Annotated in this window: 2 protein-coding genes; both read left to right on the forward strand. The window is 74.5% G+C overall.

Annotated features, from left to right (window positions below; translation table 11 throughout):
- Positions 1 to 23 precede the first annotated feature (23 nt).
- Positions 24 to 10943 (forward strand): type I polyketide synthase, encoded by a 10920-nt coding sequence (locus FGW37_RS32670; protein ID WP_179084380.1) that lies wholly within the window; start codon positions 24 to 26, stop codon positions 10941 to 10943.
- 29 nt (positions 10944 to 10972) lie between these two features.
- Positions 10973 to 16636 (forward strand): SDR family NAD(P)-dependent oxidoreductase, encoded by a 5664-nt coding sequence (locus tag FGW37_RS32675; RefSeq protein ID WP_425506675.1) that lies wholly within the window; start codon positions 10973 to 10975, stop codon positions 16634 to 16636.
- The last annotated feature ends 21 nt before the right edge of the window (positions 16637 to 16657 follow it).

The following is a 16657-nucleotide window of genomic DNA, read 5'->3' on the forward strand; positions in this document are numbered from 1 at the left end:
CGCAGGGGTGAGGGACGATTTCGGTGGCGAACGAGGACAAGCTCCGCTATTTCCTGAAGCGAGTCACCGCAGATCTCCAGGAGACCCGGCGGCGCCTTCGTGACTACGAGGACGCCGCCGGGGAGCCGGTGGCCATCATCGGGATGAGCTGCCGCTACCCGGGAGGCGTCGACTCGCCCGAGGACCTGTGGGAGCTGGTAGCCGGCGGCCGGGACGCCGTCTCGGAGTTCCCCGGCGACCGCGGCTGGGACCTGGACGCGCTCTACGACCCGGACCCCGAGTCCCGCGGGACCAGCTACGCCCGCGAGGGCGCGTTCCTGCGCGACCTGGCGCAGTTCGACGCCGGCCTCTTCGGGATCTCGCCCCGTGAGGCGCTCGCCATGGACCCCCAGCAGCGGCTGCTGCTGGAGACGACCTGGGAGCTCTTCGAGCGGGCCGGCATCGACGCCGCCTCGCTCGCGGGGAGCAGGACCGGCGTCTTCGCCGGGGTGATGAACCACGAGTTCCTCGCCGCCCTGCAGAACTCCCCGGAAGACCTGGAGGGTTATCTGGGCACAGGCACCTCGGGCAGCGTCGCCTCCGGCCGGCTGGCCTACACCTTCGGCCTCGAAGGCCCGGCCGTCACGGTCGACACGGCGTGCTCGTCGTCCCTGGTCGCCCTGCACCTGGCCGTCCAGGCGCTGCGCAACGGCGAATGCTCGCTGGCCGTGGCGGGCGGTGTCACCGCCATGGTCGGCCCCGCCACCTTCGTCGGTTTCAGCCGCCAGCGCGGGCTGGCCCCCGACGGCCGTTGCAAGGCGTTCGCCGCCGGCGCCGACGGCACCGGCTGGGGCGAGGGTGCCGGCCTGCTGCTCGTGGAGCGCCTCTCCGACGCCCGCCGCAACGGGCACGAGGTGCTCGCCGTCGTACGGGGCTCCGCCGTCAACCAGGACGGCGCCTCCAACGGCCTGACCGCCCCCAACGGCCCCTCCCAGCAGCGGGTGATCCGCCAGGCCCTGGCCGCCGCCCGACTGACCTCCTCTCAGGTGGATGCGGTGGAGGCGCACGGCACGGGCACGCGGCTCGGTGACCCGATCGAGGCGCAGGCTCTCCTCGCCACGTACGGTCAGGGCCGGTCCGACGACACGCCGCTGTGGCTGGGCTCGATCAAGTCCAACATCGGCCACACCCAGGCCGCGGCCGGTGTGGCGGGCGTCATCAAGATGGTCATGGCCATGCGCCACGGCGAACTTCCGCGCACGCTGCACGTCGACGCGCCGTCCCCGCACGTCGACTGGTCGGCGGGCGCCGTACGGCTGCTGACCGAGCCCACGCCGTGGCCGGCTTCGGACCAGCCGCGCCGGGCCGGCATCTCCTCCTTCGGGATCAGCGGCACCAACGCGCACACGATCATCGAGGAAGCCCCGTCGGCCGAAGCGTTCGCCCAGGACGCCCCGGATGCCGAGGACGCCCAGGACCCCGAGGCCCCGGACGCTCCGGAGGCTCCGGAGGAAGGCGTCGAGGGCACCGAGGCCGTCTCCGCGGAGGCCGTACGCCCGGCCGAGGGCGGCCCGGTGCCGTGGGTGATCTCCGGCAAGAGCGAGGCGGCCCTGCGTGCCCAGGCCGGGCGTCTGCTGTCCCGCGCCGATGCCGGCGTCTCCCCGCTGGACGTGGCGTTCTCGCTCGCCACGTCGCGCACGGCCCTGGAGCACCGCGCAGTGGTGCAGGGCGAGACGCCGGAGGAGCTCGCCGAGGGGCTGCGGGCAGTGGCCTCCGGCTCCCCGTCCCCGGGCGTCGCGCGCGGCCACGCCGGCACCGGCGGGCGCGTCGCTTTCCTCTTCTCCGGCCAGGGCTCGCAACGCATGGGCATGGGGCAGGAGTTGTACGCGGCCTACCCGGTGTTCGCGGCGGCTTACGACGAGGTGTGTGCGCCTCTCGACGCGCCGGTCGACGTCGATGCGGAAGCGCTTCACCAGACCGGGGCGGCGCAGCCTGCGCTGTTCGCTGTGGAGGTGGCGCTGTTCCGCCTCCTCGAATCGTGGGGGATCCGGCCGGATTACGTGGCCGGGCACTCGGTGGGTGAGATCGCGGCCGCGCATGTGGCGGGTGTGCTGTCGCTGCAGGACGCGGCGAAGCTGGTGTCCGCCCGTGCCCGGCTGATGCAGGCGCTGCCGGTCGGCGGTGCGATGGTGGCGGTGCAGGCGACCGAGGACGAGGTGCTGCCGCATCTGACCGACGGGGCCGGCATCGCGGCGGTCAACGGGCCGCAGTCCGTCGTGGTCTCCGGTGCCGAGGACGCGGTCGTCGCGATCGCCGAGGTCTTCCGGCAGCAGGGTCGTAAGACGTCCCGGCTGAAGGTCAGTCACGCGTTCCACTCGCCTCTTATGGATCCGATGCTGGAGGAGTTCACCGAGGTCGTCCGGGGCCTGTCCTTCGGCGAGCCGCAGATCCCGGTGGTCTCCAACCTCACCGGCCGTCTCGCCGAGCCGTACACCCCCGAGTACTGGGTCCGCCACGTCCGCGAGGCGGTCCGCTTCGCCGACGGCGTCCGCACTCTCCACGACCTGGGCGTGACGACCTTCGTGGAGATCGGCCCCGGCGGCGTCCTCAGTGCGCTCACCCAGGGCTGCCTGGGCGACGACGGCGACGACCGCGATGACGTCGCCACCGTCACCGTCCCCGTACTCCGCGCCGACCGCCCCGAGCGGGCCGCGCTCGTCGCCGCGGTCTCCGAACTGCACGCGCACGGCGTCTCGCCCGACTGGCACGCCTTCTTCCCCGGCGCCCACCGCGTCGACCTGCCCACCTACGCCTTCCAGCACGAGCGCTACTGGCTCGACGCCGCACCGGCCGGCCCCGGCGACGTGCGCGCGGCCGGCCTGGGGTCCGCCGACCACCCGCTGCTGGGCGCCGCCGTCTCCCTGGCCGGCGGCGACGAACGGCTGCTCACCGGTCGGCTGTCCCTGCGCACGCACCCGTGGCTGAGCGACCACGCCGTGCTCGGAAGCGTGCTGCTGCCCGGCACAGCGTTCGTCGAACTGGCCGTGCGCGCCGCCGACGAAGCCGGCTGCGAACTGCTGGAGGACCTCACCCTCGAAGCGCCCCTGGTGGTGCCCGAGCGGGGCGGTGTCGCCGTCCAGGTGTGGGTCGGTGCGGCCGACGACTCCGGGCGCAGGCCGCTGACCGTGCACTCGCGCCCCGAGGACGACGCCGACCTGCCGTGGATGCGGCACGCGACCGGATTCGTCACCGAAGAGGCGCCCGCCCCGGCCGCCGACCGAGCGCTCGCGGCGTGGCCGCCGGCGGGCTCCGAGCCGGTCGGCCTCGACGGCTTCTACGACCGGCTGGCCGGTCTCGGCCTGGCCTACGGCCCGGCGTTCCGCGGACTGCGCGGCGCCTGGCTCGCGGGCGAGGAGGTCTTCGCCGAGGTGGCCCTCCCCGAGGGTACGGACACCGGCTCCTTCCTCCTGCACCCGGCACTGCTCGACGCGGCGCTGCACGCCATCGGTGCGGGCGCCGCGGGCGCCGCGAGTGGTGCGGACGGTGCGGGCGGATCCCTCGTGGCCGCAGCGGAAGGGCCGGACGGGCCGCTCCTGCCGTTCGCCTGGTCCGGGGTGTCCGTACGCGCCACGGGCGCGTCCACCCTCCGGGTGAGGCTGACTCCGGCCGGAACGGACGCGGTGTCCCTGCTCGTGGCCGACGCCGCAGGCGAGCCGGTGGCGTCCGTCCGGTCGCTGACGCTGCGCCCCGTATCAGCCGGGCAGCTCCGCGAGCGCACCGCCGACGCGATGTTCGCGGTCCAGTGGGCGCCGCTGACCCTGCCGTCCGACGAAGCGGACGGGCCGATCGTCGCGCACGTCCCGGACATTGCCGCCGCACTGGCCGACGCCGCCCACGCGTCGTCGCAGCCGGAGGTCGTCGTGGTCCCGTTCCCCGACGGCCCGGAAGGGGCCTCCGAGGCCGAGCGGGTGCGCGCGGTCACCACCGAGGTGCTGCAGCTCGTCCAGCGGTGGTTCGCCGAGGACCGGGCGCCGCGCCTCGTGCTGGTGGCGCGCTGCGACGACCTCGCCCACGCCGCCGCCGGTGGACTCGTGCGCTCGGCCCAGGCGGAGAACCCCGGCCGGATCGTGCTGCTCGAAACCGACCACCCGGCCGATGCGGTCGGGCTCGTGCCCGGCATCGTACTGTCCGGCGAGCCCCACGTCGTCGTCCGCGAAGGGGAGGCCCGCGTACCGCGCTTGGCCCGCACCACTTCCCCGGCCACCGAGGACGCCACCTCACCGGCTGCCGAGGACACGTCCGCCGTCGTCCCTGCGAAGGACGCCGTCTCCGGCCTCGGCACCGTGCTGCTCACCGGCGCCTCGGGCGCTCTGGGCGGCACCCTCGCCCGGCACCTCGTCACCGGGCACGGCGTGCGCCGCCTGCTGCTCGTCAGCCGCCGCGGCCCGCAAGCTCCGGGCGCCGCGGCCCTGGTGGCCGAACTCGCCGCACTGGGCGCCGAGGCGATGTGGGCCGCCTGTGACGTCGCAAACCGAGATGCCCTCGCCCGGCTCCTGGCCGCGACTCCGGTCGACTCCGTCGTGCACACCGCCGGTGTGCTCGACGACGGCGTGATCGCCGCGCTGACCCCCGAGCGCGTGGACGCCGTCCTGAAGCCCAAGACCGACGCCGTGCTCAACCTGCACGAGCTCACGGGCGACAACACGGCGTTCGTGCTCTTCTCCTCCGCCGCGGGCGTCTTCGGCAACCCCGGCCAGGGCAACTACGCCGCGGCCAACGCCTTCCTCGACGCCTTCGCCCGGCACCGCCGCGCCCAGGGCCGGCCCACGATCTCGCTGGCGTGGGGCCTGTGGGAGCAGGAGGGCGCCATGGCCGACGCCCTCGACGAGGCGGGCAGGTCGCGGATGGCGCGCTCCGGCGTGCTGCCGCTGTCCACCGAGGACGGCCTGCGTCTGTTCGACGTGGCGCTCGCCTCCGACGAGCCCGTGCTCGTACCGGTCCGCCTCGACGCCGCCGCCCTGCGGAACCGGGCGGCCGGAACCGTACCGGCGCTGCTGCGCGGACTCGTCCGCGTCACCACACGCGGCACCGCGCAGACCGCCGCCACCGCCGCCGGATCCCTGGCCGACCGGCTCGCCGGGCCGGCCGGGGACGAGCGCGACGAAGCCGTCCTGGACCTGGTCCGGTCCGAGGTCGCCGCCGTGCTGGGACACCCCTCGCCCCGGGCCGTCCAGCCCGCGCACGCCTTCCAGGACCTGGGCTTCGACTCGCTGACGGCCGTGGAACTGCGCAACCGACTGTCCACCGCCACCGGTCTGCGCCTGCCCGCCACCCTCGTCTTCGACCACCCCACCCCCGCCGCCCTGGCCCGGCACATCGGCACCGAACTGCTCGGCGACGCCCCTGCGCCCACGGCCACGGCGACCGTTGCCCGGCAGCCCGCTGCTGCTGCTGCCGCTGCCGACGACGAGCCGATCGCCATCGTCGGCATGAGCTGCCGCCTCCCGGGCGGGGTGCGCTCGCCGGAGGACCTGTGGCGGCTGGTGGCCTCCGGCCGGGACGCCGTCTCCCGGTTCCCGGACAACCGCGGCTGGGACGTCGACGGTCTCTACGACCCCGACCCCGAGCACCTCGGCACGACCTACGCGCGCGACGGCGGCTTCCTGTACGAGGCGGCCGGCTTCGACGCCGGCTTCTTCGGGATCTCCCCCCGCGAGGCCCTGGCGATGGACCCGCAGCAGAGGCTGCTGCTGGAGGCGTCCTGGGAGGCGTTCGAACGCGCCGGGATCGACCCGGCGACGGTCCGGGGCAGCAGGACCGGTGTCTTCACCGGCCTGATGTACCACGACTACGCCCAGGGCCCGCGCGAACTGCCCGAGGGCGTCGAGGGACTGCTCACCACCGGAGGCTCCGGCAGCGTCGCCTCCGGGCGCGTGTCCTACACCTTCGGTCTCGAAGGGCCCGCCGTCACCATCGACACCGCGTGCTCGTCGTCGCTCGTCGCCCTGCACCTGGCCGTCCAGGCACTCCGTAACGGCGAGTGCACGATGGCCCTGGCCGGCGGTGTCACCGTCATGGCGAGCCCGACGGTCTTCGTGGAGTTCAGCCGGCAGCGCGGCCTGTCGCCCGACGGCCGCTGCAAGGCGTTCGCCGCCGGGGCCGACGGCACCGGCTGGGGTGAAGGCGTCGGCATGCTCCTGGTGGAGCGGCTCAGCGATGCCCGGCGCCACGGGCACCGGGTGCTGGCCGTCGTCCGGGGCAGCGCGGTCAACCAGGACGGTGCGTCGAACGGTCTGACCGCTCCCAACGGTCCTGCGCAGCAGCGGGTGATCCGACAGGCGCTGGCCTCCGCCGGACTCACTCCGGCCGACGTGGACGCGGTGGAGGCGCACGGTACGGGTACGAAGCTGGGCGACCCGATCGAGGCGCAGGCGCTGCTGGCGACGTACGGTCAGGAGCGGCCGGGGGAGGACCGGCCGCTGTGGCTGGGCTCGCTGAAGTCGAACATCGGCCACACGCAGGCCGCGGCAGGCGTGGCCGGTGTGATCAAGATGGTCATGGCGATGCGCCACGGCGTCCTCCCGCAGACGCTGCACGTCGACGAGCCGACCGCGCACGTGGACTGGTCGGCGGGTGACGTACGGCTGCTGACCGAGGCCGTCGACTGGCCCGGGTCGGACCGCCCGCGCCGCGCCGCGATCTCGTCCTTCGGCGTCAGCGGCACCAACGCCCACACCATCATCGAACAGGCCCCCGCCACGGCGGACCTGCCTCCCGCCCCCGACTCCGGCGCGCCCGTGCCCTGGGTACTCTCCGGCCGGACCGAAGCAGCGCTGCGCGCGCAGGCGGCCCGCCTCACGTCCTTCCTGGACGGCACCGACGGTGAGGCCGCACCGGCCGCCGACACGGCGTACTCGCTGGCCACGACCAGAGCGGCCTTCGAGCACCGTGCCGTGGTGGTCGCGGACACCCCCGAGGAGCTCCGGCAGGGGCTGGCCGCCGTCGCCGACGGCGCCACCCCGCCCGGAGTGGTGACGGGCACCGCCCGCACCGCCGGCAAGACCGTCTTCGTCTTCCCCGGCCAGGGCTCGCAGTGGGTGGGCATGGCCGCCGGACTGCTGGAGACCTCGCCGGTCTTCCGCGACCGGATCGACGCCTGCGAGCGCGCCCTCGCGCTGCACGTGGACTGGTCGCTGACCGCGGTGCTGCGCGGCACGTCCGACGCAGAGCAGGACCGGGTCGACGTGCTGCAGCCCGTCCTGTGGGCGATGACGATCGCGCTGGCCGAGGTGTGGAGCTCCTTCGGTGTGACCCCTGACGCCGTCGTCGGACACTCCCAGGGCGAGGTCGCCGCGGCGGTGATCGCCGGAGCGGTCTCCCTGGAGGACGGCGCGCGCATCGTGGCGCAGCGCAGCCTCGCGGTGCGCGAGCTCCAGGGCCGCGGCGCCATGGCCTCCGTGACCCTCCCGGAGGAGGAGGCACAGGAACTGATCGGCCGGTGGGCCGGCCGCCTGGGCATCGGCGCCGTGAACGGGCCCGGGACCGTCGTGGTCTCCGGGGACACCGACGCCCTGGACGAACTCCTCGCGCACTGCGAGCAGGAGGGCGTCCAGGCCCGCAAGGTCGCCGTCGACTACGCCGCGCACTCGCCGCAGATCGAACGGGTCGAAGCGCAGGTCCGAGAGGGATTCGCGGGCATCGGCCCCCTCCCCGGCGCCGTGCCCTTCTACTCCACGGTGACGGGCGGAAAGCTGGACGCGGGGGAGCTCGGCTCCGGTTACTGGTACCGCAACATGCGGCACACGGTGCGGTTCCACGATGCGATCCGGTCCCTCCTTGCCGACGGGCACGACGTGTTCATCGAAGTCAGCCCGCACCCCGTGCAGCTCGCGGGCATCCAGGACGCCATCGAGACCGCCGAGGCCGAGGCCGAGGTCGTCCCGACGCTGCGCCGCGGCGACGGCGGCCGGCACCGCCTGATGCTGTCGCTGGCCCGGGCCCACGTGCACGGCGTCGCCGTCGACTGGGACGCCGTCCTGCCGGGAGCCCGCCGCGTCGACCTCCCGACGTACGCGTTCCAGCACGAGCGGTACTGGCTGGAAGCGGGAGCGCCGGCCGGTGACGTACGAGCGGCCGGGCTGGACGCCGCCGACCACCCGTTCCTGGGCGCGGCGGCGGAACTGCCCGGCGACGGCGGCCACCTGCTGACCGGGCTGCTGTCCCTGCAGACGCAGCCGTGGCTGGCCGACCACGCGGTGCTGGGCACGGTGCTGCTACCGGGCACCGCCTTCGTGGAACTGGCCGCCCACGCCGCGGCCGAGACCGGCTGCGACCTGGTCGAGGAACTCACCCTGCAGGCACCGCTGGTGCTGCCCGAGAACGGCGGCGTCCAGGTCCAGGTCCACGTGGGCGCCCAGGACGACGCCGGCCGCCGCCCGCTGAGCGTGCACTCGCGCGCCGGGGAAGGCCCCTGGATCCGCAACGCCACCGGCGTCCTCGCCACGGGCGGCGCCCCCTCCGGCACCGACCTGAGCAGCTGGCCCCCGGCCGACGCCCACCCCGTGGACCTGGACGGCTTCTACGGCCGCCTGGCGGACCTCGGCCTGGGCTACGGCCCGCTCTTCCAGGGACTGCGGGCCGCGTGGCGCGGCACGGACGCGGTCTACGCCGAACTGGCCGTCCCCGACGAAGCCCACGCGGACGCGGACGCGTTCGGCGTGCACCCGGCCCTGCTCGACTCCGCCCTGCACGCGCTGGGCGCCGGCGGCCTCGTACCGGCAGCCGACGGGCCCCTGCTGCCCTTCGCCTGGTCCCGCGTCACCGTGCACGGAACCGGAGCGGCGGCCCTGCGGGTACGGCTCTCGCAGGCGGGCGGGGACGCGGTACGGCTGGAGGCGGCCGACGGAACGGGCCGGCCCGTCGTCTCGGTGGAGTCGCTGACGCTGCGCCCGGTGTCGGCCGACCAACTGCGGACGAGCGCCCGGGACTCCCTGTTCACCGTGGAGTGGACGCCGCTCGCCGCACCCGCCGGGGCGGACGTCCCGGCGGTACGGGCCTACGACGACATCGCCTCCCTTCGCTCCGCCCTGGAGACGGAGGCCGGGACGCCGACGGACATGACGACGGACATGACGACGGACATGACGGCGAATGTGACGGTTGTGACGGACGCTGGGACGGACGTGGATGCCGTCGTCGTGCCGTGCCCGGCCGGGTCGGGCACCGACGCCGAACGCGTCCGGGACGTCCTGGCCGAGGTGCTCGGGCTGGTGCAGTGGTGGCTGGCCGAGGACCGGGCCGCCCGCCTGGTGCTCGTCACCCGGGACGCGGTCGCCGCCGGCGACGAGCCGCAACCGGGCGCCCCGGCGCAGGACGCCCCGGCACAGAACGATCCGGTGCAGGCGGCCGTGTGGGGCCTGGTCCGGTCGGCGCAGTCGGAGAACCCGGACCGCATCGTCCTCCTCGACACGGCCGGGAACACGGCCGGGGACGCTGCCGGGGACGCCGGCTGGGAGCAGGTCGCGACGACGATCGTTCCCCGGCTCGTCGCCGCCGGGGAGCCGCAGGCGGCACTGCGCGGCGACGCGCTCCTGCTGCCCCGGCTCGCCAGGGCCGCCACCGACGCCCCGCAGGCCACCCCGGACTTCGGTACCGGAACGGTGCTCGTGACCGGCGCGTCCGGCGCCCTGGGCGGACTCGTCGCCCGGCACCTCGTCGCCGCACACGGCGTACGCAGCCTGCTGCTGATGAGCCGGCGCGGCGCCGACGCCGAGGGCGCGGCGGAGCTCCGGGCGGAACTGGAGGGCGCGGGTGCCGAGGTGCACTGGGCCGCCTGCGACGTCGCCGACCGGGACGCCCTCGCCGAAGCACTGGCCGGCACGCCCGTGGTGACGGCCGTGGTGCACACGGCGGGCGTCCTCGACGACGGCGTGATCGGCTCGCTCACGCCGGAGCGCCTGGACGCGGTGCTGCGGCCCAAGGCCGACGCGGTGCTGAACCTGCACGAGCTGACGAGCGACCTGTCCGCGTTCGTGGTCTTCTCCTCCCTCGCGGGCACGCTCGGCACCCCCGGCCAGGCGAACTACGCCGCGGCCAACGCCTTCCTGGACGCCTTCGCCGGGCGCCGCCGCGCCCAGGGACTTCCCGCGGTGTCGCTGCCGTGGGGCCTGTGGCAGCGGACCGGCACCATGACCGAGGACCTCGGGGGCGCCGACCGGACCCGGCTCGCCCGCGGCGGCGTGCTGCCGCTGTCCGACGAGGACGGTCTGCAACTCCTCGACGCCGCGCTCGCGCTGCAGGAGCCCCTGGTGGTCGCGGCACGGCTGGACATCGCCGCCCTGCGGAACGCGACCGCCCCGGTGCCGCCGCTGCTGAGGACGCTGGTCGGCGGCCGGCCGCGGCGTACGGCCGCGGCGGGCTCCGTGACCGCGGCGCAGCGGATCGCAGATCTGCCCGAGAGCGAGCGCGAAGAGGCGGTGCTGGACCTGGTCCGCTCCGAGGTCGCCGCCGTCCTCGGGCACGGCTCGGCCAAGTCCGTCCGGCCCGACCAGGCCTTCGGCGACCTGGGCTTCGACTCGCTCACCGCAGTCGAGCTCCGCAACCGGATGAACAGGGCCACAGGGCTGCGGCTGCCCGCGACGCTTGTCTTCGACCACCCGACGCCCGCCGCACTGGCGCAGCGGGTGCTGAAGGACCTCCCCGGCGGCACGGGCGGCGGGACGGTGCCGGTGTTCGACGAGCTGGACCGCCTCGCCGCCGCCCTCGAAGGCGCCGGAGCGGACGGCGTCGACAACGTCACCCGAACCAAGATCAACATGCGTCTCCAGGCGCTGCTCGCCCGCTGGAACGGGAACGAGCCTGCCGATCCGGGAGGCGCCGGCGGAGCCGAGGACGACGACGACCTCAGCTCGGCGAGCGACGAGGAGCTGTACGAGCTCCTCGACGACGAACTCGGCACCTCTTGAACTCGGCATCTCCTGAAACTCGGCATCTCCTGAACTGCGCAGGCAAAGCCAACAGGCACAGCCAAAAGGGGCGGGCAACACCGATGATGAACGAAGACAAGCTCCGGGACTACCTCAAGCGGGCCACCACCGACCTGCGCCAGGCCCGGCGGCGCGTGCGCGAGCTGGAGGCCCGCGACCAGGAGCCGATCGCCCTCGTGGGCATGAGCTGCCGGTTCCCCGGCGGCGTCACCTCACCCGAGGAGCTGTGGCGGCTGCTGGCCGAGGGCGGCGACGCGATCTCGCACTTCCCCGAGGACCGCGGCTGGGACGTCGACGCGCTCTACGACCCCGACCCCGAGCAGCCGGGCAAGGTCTACACCCGGCAGGGCGGATTCCTCCACGACGCGGCGGACTTCGACGCGGACTTCTTCGGGATCTCGCCGCGCGAGGCGCTGGCGATGGACCCGCAGCAGCGCCTGCTGCTGGAGACCTCCTGGGAGGCCTTCGAGCACGCGGGTATCGACCCCGCCACCCTCAAGGGCAGCCGCACCGGCGTTTTCGCCGGCCTGATGTACCACGACTACGGCTTCACGCCCGGCGTCCTCCCCGAGGGGGTCGAAGGGCTGCTCAGCACCGGCAACTCCGGCAGCGTCGCCTCCGGGCGCATCGCCTACACCTTCGGCTTCGAGGGCCCCGCGGTCACCGTCGACACGGCGTGCTCGTCGTCGCTCGTCGCCCTGCACCTCGCCGTGCAGGCGCTGCGCAACGGCGAGTGCTCCATGGCGCTCGCCGGCGGCGTGACGGTCATGGCGGGCCCGAGCGCCTTCGTCGAGTTCAGCCGCCAGCGCGGGCTCGCCCCCGACGGCCGCTGCAAGTCCTTCGCGGCGGCCGCGGACGGCGCGTCGTGGTCCGAAGGCGCCGGGCTGCTGCTCGTCGAGCGGCTGCGGGACGCCCGTCGGCTCGGCCACCGGGTGCTCGCGGTCGTCCGGGGCAGCGCGGTCAACCAGGACGGCGCCTCCAACGGCCTGACCGCGCCCAACGGCCCCTCGCAGCAGCGCGTCATCCTCGAGGCCCTGGCAGGGGCCGGGCTGTCCGCCGAGGAGGTCGACGCCGTCGAAGCGCACGGCACCGGCACGAACCTCGGCGATCCGATCGAGGCGCAGGCACTGCTGGCGACCTACGGGCAGGACCGCGAACGGCCGCTCCTGACCGGCTCGCTGAAGTCGAACATCGGCCACACGCAGGCAGCGGCGGGTGTCGCCGGTGTGATCAAGATGGTGATGGCGATGCAGCACGGCGTGCTGCCGCGGACACTGCACGTGGACCGGCCGACCCCGCAGGTCGACTGGTCGGCGGGCTCGGTCGAGCTGCTGACCGAGGCCGCCGCGTGGCCGGAGACGGACCACCCGCGCCGGGCCGGGATCTCCTCGTTCGGCATCAGCGGCACCAACGCCCACGTCATCATCGAGCAGGCGACCGAGCCGGCGACCGAGCAGGCGACCGAGCAGGCGGCAGAGGAAGCGGCCGACGATACGGCGGGCGCTGGATCCACGGCCGAGGAGCCGCTGCGCGCGCGGACTTCGATGGTGGCGTGGGTGCTCTCCGGGAAGACCGGGGAGGCGCTGCGGGAACAGGCGCAGCGACTGCTGTCGTCCGTGGACTTCGCGGCCGCGACACCGGCCGACGCGGGATTCTCGCTGGCGACCACCCGATCGGCACTGGAGCACCGGGCTGCGATCGTCGGCGCCGGCACGGAAGAACTACGAGCGGGGCTGACGGCGCTCGCAGCAGGCGAGCCCGCGGCGCACGTGGTGACGGGACGTGCCGAGGCCGCCGGGGGCAAGGTCGGTTTCCTGTTCTCGGGTCAGGGTTCGCAGCGGCTGGGGATGGGGCGCGAGCTCTACGCGGCGTATCCCGTCTTCGCTGCGGCTTACGACGAGGTGTGTGCGCGTCTGGATGCTCCGGTGGATGTTGGTGCGGAAACGCTTCATCAGACGGGGTCGGCGCAGCCTGCGCTGTTCGCTGTGGAGGTGGCGCTGTTCCGGCTGCTGGAGTCGTGGGGGATCCGGCCGGATTACGTGGCCGGGCACTCGGTGGGCGAGATCGCGGCTGCGCATGTGGCCGGGGTGTTGTCGCTCGACGACGCGGCGAAGCTGGTTTCCGCCCGCGCTGCACTCATGCAGGCCCTGCCTGCCGGCGGGGCGATGGTGGCGGTCCAGGCGACCGAGGACGAGGTGCTGCCGCACCTGACCGAGCGGGTCGGCATTGCGGCGGTCAACGGTCCGCAGTCTGTGGTGATCTCCGGTGCCGAGGGCGCGGTCGCCGCGATCGCCGCGCTGTTCGCCGAGCAGGGCCGTAAGACGTCCCGCCTGAAGGTCAGCCACGCCTTCCACTCGCCGCTGATGGACCCGATGCTGGACGACTTCGCCCAGGTCGTCCGGGGCCTGACCTACAACGAGCCGCGGATCCCGGTGGTCTCCAACCTCACCGGCGGTCTCGCCGAGTCGTACACGCCGGAGTACTGGGTCCGTCACGTCCGCGAGGCGGTCCGCTTCGCCGACGGAATCCAGACCCTGCACAGCCTGGGCGTGACAACGTTCGTCGAGATCGGTCCCGGCGGCGTTCTCAGTGCGCTTACCCAGGCCTGTCTCGACGGCGACGACGACGGCGACGACATCGTCACCGTCCCCGCCCTGCGCGCCGACCGCCCCGAGCCGCAGGCGCTCACCCTCGCCGTCGGCCGGCTGCACACGCACGGCGTCTCCCCGGACTGGCAGGCGCTCTTCCCCGGCGCCCGGCGCGTCGATCTGCCGACCTACGCCTTCCAGCGCGAGCGCTACTGGCTCGAAGGCACGTCCGCGCTCGACGTCTCCTCGGCGGGTCTCGACTCCTTCGTCCACCCCCTGCTCGGCGCGGTGGTGGAGACCGCCGGGGGAGAGGACGTCCTGTTCACCGGCCGGCTGTCCCCGGCCGACATGCCCTGGATCGCCGAACACACGGTCGGGGGCGTGCCGGTGTTCCCGGTCGCCGCGTTCGTGGAGCTCGCCCTGGGCGCGGGCCGGCATGCCGGATTCCCGCATCTGGAACAGCTGGACGTGGACGCCCCGCTGGTGCTGGCGGAACAGGGCGCCGTCCGCATCCAGGTGCAGGTCACCGCGGGCGAGGACCCCGGTCGGCGGTCCGTGGGCGTCTTCAGCCGGGCCGCCGCCGGCGGCGCCGGAGAGCCGTGGGTCCGCCACGTCACCGGAGAGCTCACCCGGAACGCTCCGGCGGCGGACTTCGACATGATGATCTGGCCGCCCGCAGGCGCCGAACCGCTGGACGTCGTCGAGGAGCACGCGGGCCTCACCGCCGCCTGGCGCGTCGGCGACGAGCTGTACGCCGAGGCCGCACTGCCCCTCGGGGAGCGGGACCGGGCCGACCGCTACGGCCTTCACCCCGTCCTGCTGGGCGCCGCCCTGGACCTCCTGGCGCCGGCGGCCCGTGCGGTCCCGGCCGCGGTCGGCGATCCCGGCGAGGTGCTCATGCCCTACGCCTGGAGCGGCGTATCCGTCCACGCCCCGGGAGCCGGAACCGGAGCCGTAGCCGGAACCGGCGCCGGCGTCGGCGCCGTGCGCATACGGATCCGGCCCGGCGACGGCGACGCCGTGGCGGTCGAACTGGCCGACACGGACGGTGCCCCCCTGGCTTCGGTGGCGTCCGTGCGGACCCGGACCGTGTCGTCCCAGCAGGTGCTGGCCTCGCGCGTGGCGCACCAGGACTGGATGTTCGAGGTCGACTGGGCCGAGTACAGGGCGGATTCCGCTGCCCCTGTTCCCGGTGCCGCATGGGCGGTCCTCGATGGCGAGGACCCCTGCTCCGGCATCGCCGGGCTCCGCAAGGCAGCCGACGGCGGTGCGGCCGTGCCCGCCCACGTCCTCCTGCCCTGTCCCCCGAGCGAGGGCGACGCCGCCTCGGCGACGCGCGGGCTGCTGGCCCGTGTGCTGTCCGCCGTCCAGGAGTGGGTCGCCGACGAGCGGTTCGGCGATGCGCGGCTCGTGGTGATGACGCGCGGCGCCGTCGACCTGCCCGGCGCGGACGGCGTGGCGCCGGACCTTGCGCACGTCGCGGTGGCCGGCCTGGTGAAGTCGGCTCAGACCGAGCACCCGGACCGGTTCCTGCTCGTCGACTCGGACGAGTCGCTCACGGCCGGCGGCCCGGACCCCGCACTGGCGGCCGAGCTCGCCGCCCTGGACGAGCCGCAGGCCGCAGTGCGCGGCGGCAAGCTGTTCCTGCCGCGCCTCGCCCGGATCGCCCCGCCCGAGGAGCCCGCCGGTCACGCCTGGGACCCCGAGGGGACCGTGCTGCTCACCGGTGCGACCGGCGGCCTCGGGCTGGCGCTCGCCCGGCATCTCGTCGCCGAGCGCGGCGCACACAGGCTGCTGCTGGTCAGCCGCCGCGGCCCCGCGGCCGACGGCGTCGGCGAACTCGTCGCATCCCTCTCCGAGCTGGGCGCGCAGGTTGAGGTGGCCGCCTGTGACATCGCCGACCGGAACGCCCTCGCGGAGCTGCTGGCCTCGGTCCCGGCCGAGCACCCGCTCGTGGCCGTGGTCCACGCGGCGGCGGCCCTCGACGACGGCGTGGTCACCGCCCTGACCCCGGAGCGCCTGGACACCGTGCTGAGGCCGAAGGCCGACGGGGCACTGCACCTGCACGAGCTGACCAAGGACCTGGGCCTCTCCGCATTCGTGCTCTTCTCCTCCCTGGCCGGAGTCCTGGGCAGCGCCGGCGCGGCGGGCTACGCCGCGGCCAACGCCTTCCTGGACGGGCTGGCGCGGCAGCGCCGGACCGCGGGCCTGCCCGCCACCTCGCTGGCGTGGGGCCTGTGGACGGACAACGGCGGCATGGGCGACCGGATCACCGACGCCGACCGCACCCGGATGGGCCGCTCCGGCGTCGTGCCCTTCACCTCCGCGGAGGGCCTGGCACTGTTCGACGCCGCCCTCACCGTGGACCGGCCGGTGATCGTGCCGGTGCGGCTGGACGTTCCGGCACTGCGCTCCATGGCCCGCGCCGGCATGCTCCCGGCGGTCTTCCGCGGCCTCGTCGGCGACACGGCCACCGCGACCGACGAGGCCGCGACCGCCGGGACCACCGCCCTGGCCCGCCGCCTCGCCGGGATGCCGGAGGCCGACCAGGAGAAGGCGCTCCTGGACCTGGTGCGCAACCAGGCCGCTGCTGCCCTGGGCCACGCCACCGCGGCCCGTATCGAGCCCACCACGGCCTTCCGGGACATCGGCTTCGACTCCCTGACCGCCGTGGAGCTCCGCAACCGGCTCAAGGCCGCGACCGGGCTCCGGCTCAAGCCCACCCTCGTCTTCGACCACCCCAACCCGGTCGCGATCGCCCGTCTCCTGCACAAGGACCTGGTCCTCGACCTCGCCGCCGAGACCCCGCCGGTGCTCGGCGAACTCGACCGGCTGGAAGCCCTGCTGGCCGCGCTCACCCCCGAGGAAGCGGTCCGGGACAAGGTCACCTCCCGGCTCAAGGCGCTCCTCTGGAAATGGACCGACACCCACCAGGCCACCGCGGCGAAGGCAGCCGACGTCGGCACCGGCCCCGGCACCGACCGCGACGCGGGCCTCGGCCCCGGCCTCGGTCTCGACCGGCTCGACGCCGCCACCGACGACGAGATGTTCGACCTCATCGACCAAGAGCTCGGGTCTCTCTAACTCTTCTCACGCACTGCTACC

This window comes from Streptomyces rectiverticillatus (assembly GCF_013394065.1).
Classification (GTDB): domain Bacteria; phylum Actinomycetota; class Actinomycetes; order Streptomycetales; family Streptomycetaceae; genus Streptomyces; species Streptomyces rectiverticillatus.